Source organism: Bradyrhizobium sp. 62 (assembly GCF_023073035.1).
GTDB lineage: Bacteria > Pseudomonadota > Alphaproteobacteria > Rhizobiales > Xanthobacteraceae > Bradyrhizobium.
Genome location: NZ_JADPIT010000021.1, coordinates 1 through 6,038 on the forward strand (window position 1 = coordinate 1; position 6,038 = coordinate 6,038).

Annotated in this window: 5 protein-coding genes and 1 pseudogene; 4 read left to right on the forward strand and 2 right to left on the reverse strand. The window is 58.0% G+C overall.

Features of this window, described 5'->3' with window-relative positions; translation table 11 throughout:
* From IVB47_RS23050 to IVB47_RS23065, 4 genes are all read left to right on the forward strand, one after another.
* Positions 1 to 1,841 (forward strand): EAL domain-containing protein (locus IVB47_RS23050; RefSeq protein WP_247464554.1); only part of this gene is annotated, 1,841 nt, incomplete at its 5' end.
* 201 nt (positions 1,842 to 2,042) lie between these two features.
* Positions 2,043 to 2,294, forward strand: coding sequence for a hypothetical protein (locus tag IVB47_RS23055; protein WP_247464558.1), 252 nt, complete (start codon positions 2,043 to 2,045; stop codon positions 2,292 to 2,294).
* Positions 2,295 to 2,428: 134 nt separating this feature from the next.
* A complete protein-coding gene (locus IVB47_RS23060) occupies positions 2,429 to 2,641 on the forward strand; it encodes a DUF2934 domain-containing protein (protein ID WP_247464563.1) in 213 nt (70 codons plus the stop codon).
* A 529-nt stretch (positions 2,642 to 3,170) separates the two neighbouring features.
* Entirely contained in the window at positions 3,171 to 3,923 is a 753-nt protein-coding gene (locus tag IVB47_RS23065) for an outer membrane beta-barrel protein (protein ID WP_247464566.1), read from the forward strand.
* Positions 3,924 to 4,270: 347 nt separating this feature from the next.
* Here the strand turns inward: IVB47_RS23065 and IVB47_RS23070 are convergent, their stop codons facing one another.
* Entirely contained in the window at positions 4,271 to 4,501 is a 231-nt protein-coding gene (locus tag IVB47_RS23070; protein ID WP_247464570.1) for a hypothetical protein, read from the reverse strand.
* Positions 4,502 to 5,064: 563 nt separating this feature from the next.
* Positions 5,065 to 6,038: pseudogene (locus IVB47_RS23075) on the reverse strand (caspase family protein); the annotation flags it as partial.

The window sequence follows — 6,038 nt, forward strand, 5'->3', positions numbered from 1 at the left end:
ATGCAGCGGTTCTGGGCGGCCATTTTACATCGACGACAATTGCCTTGGCTCAGCCGGACGATCACTTCTTGAAGATTGTATCCACCAAAGGACAAAACGCCGATCGGGTTCGCAGCACAGCGTTCTCGGTCTTGGCAGACCATCCTCAAGGCAAAGGACTAACCGGCACCTCGTTTCGTTCGAAAATGCCTTGCATCAAGAATGAGTTCCTGAGTGACGTCGGAACGAGCCACTGGCATAAGCTTGCCGAAAGAGGTGGCACACGCGCTGGTGCAAGTTTTCCTCTATTTAGGGATGGTGAAGCCATCGGAGTTCTGCTCTTCCTGGCCAGCAAGGAAGGCATCTTCACCTGCGAGATCGTTGAGCTACTGGCCAGGCTGGCGGAAAACGTTTCGTTTGCTCTCCACAATTTTGATCGGACGGAGGCAAAAAGAATCGCCGAGGAGCGCATCCGCTTCTTGGCTACCCACGATGCTTTGACGGGCATCCCGAATCGCTCGATGTTCAACACAATGGTCTCTGACGCGCATCAGCGCGCGACCAGGGCCAACGGGCGTCGGTTCGCGGTTCTGTACATAGACCTTGATCGGTTCAAAATGATCAACGACTCGCTCGGTCATACTGCCGGCGATCACTTGCTTATTGAAGCATCCAAGCGAATGCGCGCGAATATTCGGGCTGAGGACGACCTCGCTAGGCTAGGCGGCGACGAGTTCGTGGTTTTGCTTGACCAGTTGACCGGGAAAGATCAGGCGACCGTGATCGCCCGTCGCCTTCTGAAAGCGCTCGAGTCACCTTTCGTCCTATGCGGGCACGAATGTCGCATCAGCTGTAGCATTGGCATTGCGATTTTCCCGGACGACGCCTCGGATCCCGAGGAGCTCGTCAAGCAAGCGGACACCGCAATGTATGCGGCCAAGGCAGGTGGAAAGAATACATACCGCTTTTTTTCGGCGGAACTGCAGTCACAAACGCTCAAGCACCTGGTTCTCGAAGCAGACTTGCGCCGAGCGATCGAGAAAGACGAGCTGCTTCTCCACTATCAGCCCAAGGTGAATACGGCGGGCCGCATTGTCGGTGTTGAGGCGCTTCTACGGTGGCAGCATCCGCAAAAAGGCATGATGGCCCCCGCAGCCTTCATCCCGCTGGCCGAGGAGAGCGGTCTGATCATTCCAATAGGCAGATGGGTACTGGAAACAGCTTGCCGGCAGAGTACTATGTGGCAGTCAATGGGATTGCCGGCAATCTCTATGGCCGTCAATCTCTCGCCGAAGCAGTTCACCGATCATGAGCTGCTGGGATTTCTCGACAGAGTCCTGCGTGAAACAGGCTTAGCTCCCGAATTCCTGGAGCTCGAGGTGACCGAGAGTATGGTGATGCAGAACGTCATGCAGGCGACTGCGGTCATGCAGGCCGTCAGTCGTCGCGGTGTTCGTCTCGCTATCGACGACTTCGGCACGGGCTATTCGTCTCTCTCCTTGGTAAAAAGTTTCCCGATTGACACGATAAAGATCGACCGTTCCTTCGTTGAGGGGATCAGTGAAAGCGCTCAAGACCGCGCTATTTCCGCAGCCATCATCACGCTCGGACAGGCACTTGGTCTGACCGTAGTTGCCGAAGGGGTCGAGACTGCCGAACAAGATGCTGTCCTGAGGGGTTTCAACTGTCAGGAATTTCAAGGTTTCCTGTTCAGTCGCGCCGTTTCGGCCGAGGATATTTCCCGGTTGTTAGATGGCAGCCATAAACTCATGGAGCATGTAGCATCTCCCTGCGTCGCCCCGGCGGGCGAGAAAGAAACATGCATTGTGGCTGGCCTTCCGGCTTCTGGTGAGGTCGTCTAGTCCAGGTCACGACCCGCAGAAGTTCGCTGATGGGGATTGGTCAATGCGGTCGAGTAGACACAGCACATTTCGAAGGAGGTTTGGAGCAGGCTGCATCCAATAACCCATTTGATCAATACCCACTGGCACTTCGATCATACGGATGGGAACGCTTGCGCGTGCTTCACGCGTTAGGCCGCCCGTGACGGCGGCGCAGGCAGGGTGGGAAAGTTCCGCCGGGATCGGGAAGCGTTGGTAGCCGAGCGACGCCAAATTCTAGATGCGGCGCAAACGGCGGTCGGCTTGCAAGCAGATCCTCAAACAGACGCTGCCATAAGGCTCGCCGCCTGGACGTTGCGCGGCTTGGTGCGGCCAACGGGCGGAGACTTTGAGATGCTTCGGTTGATGTTGCTGGCGTTGTTGCCACAGATCGGCGGCTTGCTGATGATGGTGGCGCGCAGAGGCGATCGTTAGATGAATTAGCGCCTGCCACAGGCGCAATATCTTGCTTGGCGGGGGACGTGGCGCCGGTCGCAAGTTCCAACGTCGGCTTGAAATTTTGTTAACCGTCTGCCGGCAGGATGCCGCTCCGAAATTGGAGGAGCACGATGTCTGATCTGGAACAAAACATTCGCGAACGCGCCTACCAGCTGTGGGTTGAAAGCGGCTGCGAGCACGGCAAAGCCGAGATGCATTGGCTAGACGCTCAGCGCGAGGTTCTTGCGGCTGCACTCGGAGGTGTCGCTCGGGTTTCGAATGCCGGGTCGGGCAACTTGAAGACAAAGGTCACCGCGCCTCGGAAAAAGCGCCGAGCAGCTTAGGGATCAACGCGCTCTTTGGCTTCAGCTTTTGTCCTCGACGCGGAGCGAAGGCACTACCTCAATTCGTCCGGGCGCGGGACCCAGCGTGCATTTGTGAAGCAACACCTCGCTCCTTGCGGACTTCGGAAGAGTTTTGGTTCGCTCCCGTTGTGCTGGTTGAACTTCCTGATCAGGATTGAATGTAGCGCGGATCGTTCGGACAAAGCTGTTCGAGCATCCGCGCTGTTGAGCTGCTAGTCGTATTCCGCCAGTGGCGTTGAAGGAGTCTTGCGACGGGATCCCACAGTTCAACCGCGCATGCCCGAGCCTGTCACCGGAGCCAGCGCCCGAGGTTCTGCAAGAGCATCCCGCGGGACATGGAACCACTAGGGTTTCCTTCCTGGAACCTAAGTATCTAATTTGCTCACTATTTCCGTCGATCCTCACTGGGTGTTGCGGGCTCGCTACAGCAAAGACAGACGGAGAGGTTAAGCTTTGCGCGGCAGGTGGGAATACGTCGTGCTTCAACTTTTCCTTGGGGAGACACTCTATGAAAAAACTTCTAGTCACTGCGGCGGCAGGGGCACTGGCCCTCGGCCTATCGGCTCCCGCCAGCGCGGCGGACTTGGCAGCGCGTCCCTACACCAAGGCACCTCCGATGGTCGCCGCGATTTATGACTGGAGCGGCTTCTACATCGGCGCCAACGGCGGTTGGGGCTCAAGCCGCAACAGCTGGGATTCGGTTGCGCCCTTTCTGGTGGGCCCCGAAGGGTCGCACGATGCAACCGGCGGTGTTGCTGGTGGTCAGATCGGCTACCGCATGCAGACCGGCACTTGGGTGTACGGCCTGGAAGCGCAGGGCGACTGGGCCGACCTGCGGGGCAACAACGTGAGCACTTTGTTCGGACCGGGTTTCCGCAACGATTCACGCATCAGCGCCTTCGGTCTGTTCACCGGCCAGCTCGGTTGGGCCACCAACAACGTCCTGTTCTATGTCAAGGGCGGTGCTGCCGTGACCGACAACCGTAACCGGATCTACTCGACTGCAACCGGCGCTCTACTTGCTCGCACCGGCGACGACACCCGTTGGGGCGGTACCGTCGGGGTAGGCCTGGAATACGGCTTCGCCCCCAACTGGTCGGCTGGTGTCGAATACGATCATCTGTTCATGCAGGATCGAACCCTCGGTTTCACGGGTCCCACGGGCTTAGCATTCGGTGCGGATCGCATTCGTCAGGACGTCGATCTCATCACCGTTCGCGTGAACTACAAGTTCGGCGGCCCCAGCATCGGACGGTACTAAACCGTTCAGCTCTCCCGTTCCAGTCATCTGGCCCGGCCGCATTGCGGCCGGGCTTTTTTCTTGCTGCTTGGTTTCTTGCGTTTTGCTGTCGTTTGAGTACAAGCCGAACTGAGCCGTCTTGCCAGAGTCGGTAGCGAATTCGTCATCGTTGGACTACCCCGATCGTGTCCGATGCGGGCTGCCTAATGTCGTCATGGTCGCCTTACGCACCGCGTTCTGTGTAAGCTGGTTAACGCCGAACCATCCCCAGTAAATTCGATGATGTTGGATGAGACCATGCTCGATTTCCATTACCTCCATGAGTTATATTTGATCTCCGTCGGGGGCTTGCCGGGGATACTCCCAAATCAGACCCGTTTACCGTCGGTGAACCAGTTGTCATTTCTGTACCACCTTACGAGTTCGTTCGGCCTGCGGCGCGCGCCCTCTTCAAAGAACGGACGAATCTGCCGATGCCCACGAAGGACGCCGCTGCGCCCTTCAAAGATTGCCGGCACTAAAGGCGTTTCAAGAATGGCATCTTGGCCATAAAGAGAGATCAATCCGTCAGTATGTAGCGATTTGGCGCGCGTACCCATTCGCGGTGAATCCGCTCGCAACCCGCCATAAAGCTGTCGCGGAGCGAGCGCTGCGTAGCTGGATGATCCTTGGTAGGGTTCCTTCTTTCGTGCCGATTCGGGCGGTCATATGTAACGACCCGCTGCTGACAGCCTTGTGTCACCATCCACGGTCACTCGCGACGTGGTCGACGCGCATTCCCCGGCTCGCGGCCTCTCGACGTGAACGTCTCCTTTCGGACCGCAAGCGGACACTGATCGCGGCGGAAAACCTGTCCGTTTTGGGCCGATAGTGTTGAAAAAGTCGAAAGTTGCAACGGTCTGAATTTTTGGCGAGAACTTGAAGCGCGCCTAGATCGATGATTCGTGTGCTCTCAGTCGCGCTACCAAAGTCGCCGGTGAGTTTAGCGTGAGGCGACGAGGTCCCTCAGGACCTTACTTGAAAACGACGCCTACGGCCCGCAGAATTTTTGACCACCTGTGCAAAACGACTTTTGCAACAGTATCGGCCAGAAGCAGTCCACTCGTGGCGCCCGTAAGTGCTAACCAGAGAATGATTTCGCCCTCACGTGATGAGGCAGCCCTCAATTGCAAACCTCAACGTTTCCACCACTGTTAGCCGCTCCACCGGCGACGATTCCGGACCGAAACTGCAAGTGGCACCCCTTGGCAACGGGCCGACAACCCGCACTATTGCAAACGACTTGGCCTGAGGACTGCGGTTTCGCGGCCGAACTTTCGGCTTGCTTCCGCGGCTCATCAGGCCATTTCGGTCCATTCTTCGTTGCAACCGGTTTCTTGTCCTGCAGCTTCTGACATTCGTTGTCGTGATCGACGCGATATCCAGCCGGACAAGCGATCTTGACGCATGTGTTGCCGTCGGCCTTAAAGCCGCGGTTGCAGACCAGCGGACAGACACGACCCGGCCTGGCTCTGATTGCATCCAGCGCCTCGTAGGACGCCAGTTTGGAGTTTAAATTCGTCCCAGAATACTTGTTGAAGAGCGACAGCGATTGCTGGGAAGAGTCGTTCCAGCCGTCATCAGCTGCGGCGTTCAAGCACCCGACACGGCGTAGCTCCGATTGAACCAGTTTCACGGTCTCCTGCGGAGACAGGCTGGACTCGGCAGCGGTCGGAGCAACCGCTGCCAGCTTCTGTTCACCGTCCGCCCGCGCCTTCTCGGCCGACTGTTTTGCGGCCAATTCGGTAGTCGCCTTGTCCTTGACGATCCTGTCGGCGAGCGCTTTTTCGGCCGCCTGCTTGTCAGCCAGATCCTTGGCGACCGCCGCTTCAGCTTCCTTCCGCCGCTGCTCGGCAGCCGCTGTTTTCGCTTCCTCCGCCTGCCTCGCCTTCTCTGCCGCGAACTTGGCAGTCTCGGCGGCGTCAGCTGCCGCGGCGGCCTTGTCCTGCTCAGCCTTGCTGGCGCGTTCGCTGGCAAGACGGGCCTTTTCGTCCTCTGTCTGTTTGGCCTTGTCCGCAGCGGCGGCGCGCGCCTCTTCAGCCTCGATTCTGCTCAACTGCCCCTTAGCGAGGCTGGCGTAAAAGCCGTCCGGATATT

What these genes read in the sequence shown, in the direction of transcription:
- IVB47_RS23065 (WP_247464566.1), top strand. Translation starts at nt 3,171, where the DNA reads ATGAAAAAACTTCTAGTCACTGCGGCGGCAGGGGCACTGGCCCTCGGC.
- IVB47_RS23070 (WP_247464570.1), bottom strand. Translation starts at nt 4,501, where the DNA reads ATGGGTACGCGCGCCAAATCGCTACATACTGACGGATTGATCTCTCTT.
- IVB47_RS23060 (WP_247464563.1), top strand. Translation starts at nt 2,429, where the DNA reads ATGTCTGATCTGGAACAAAACATTCGCGAACGCGCCTACCAGCTGTGG.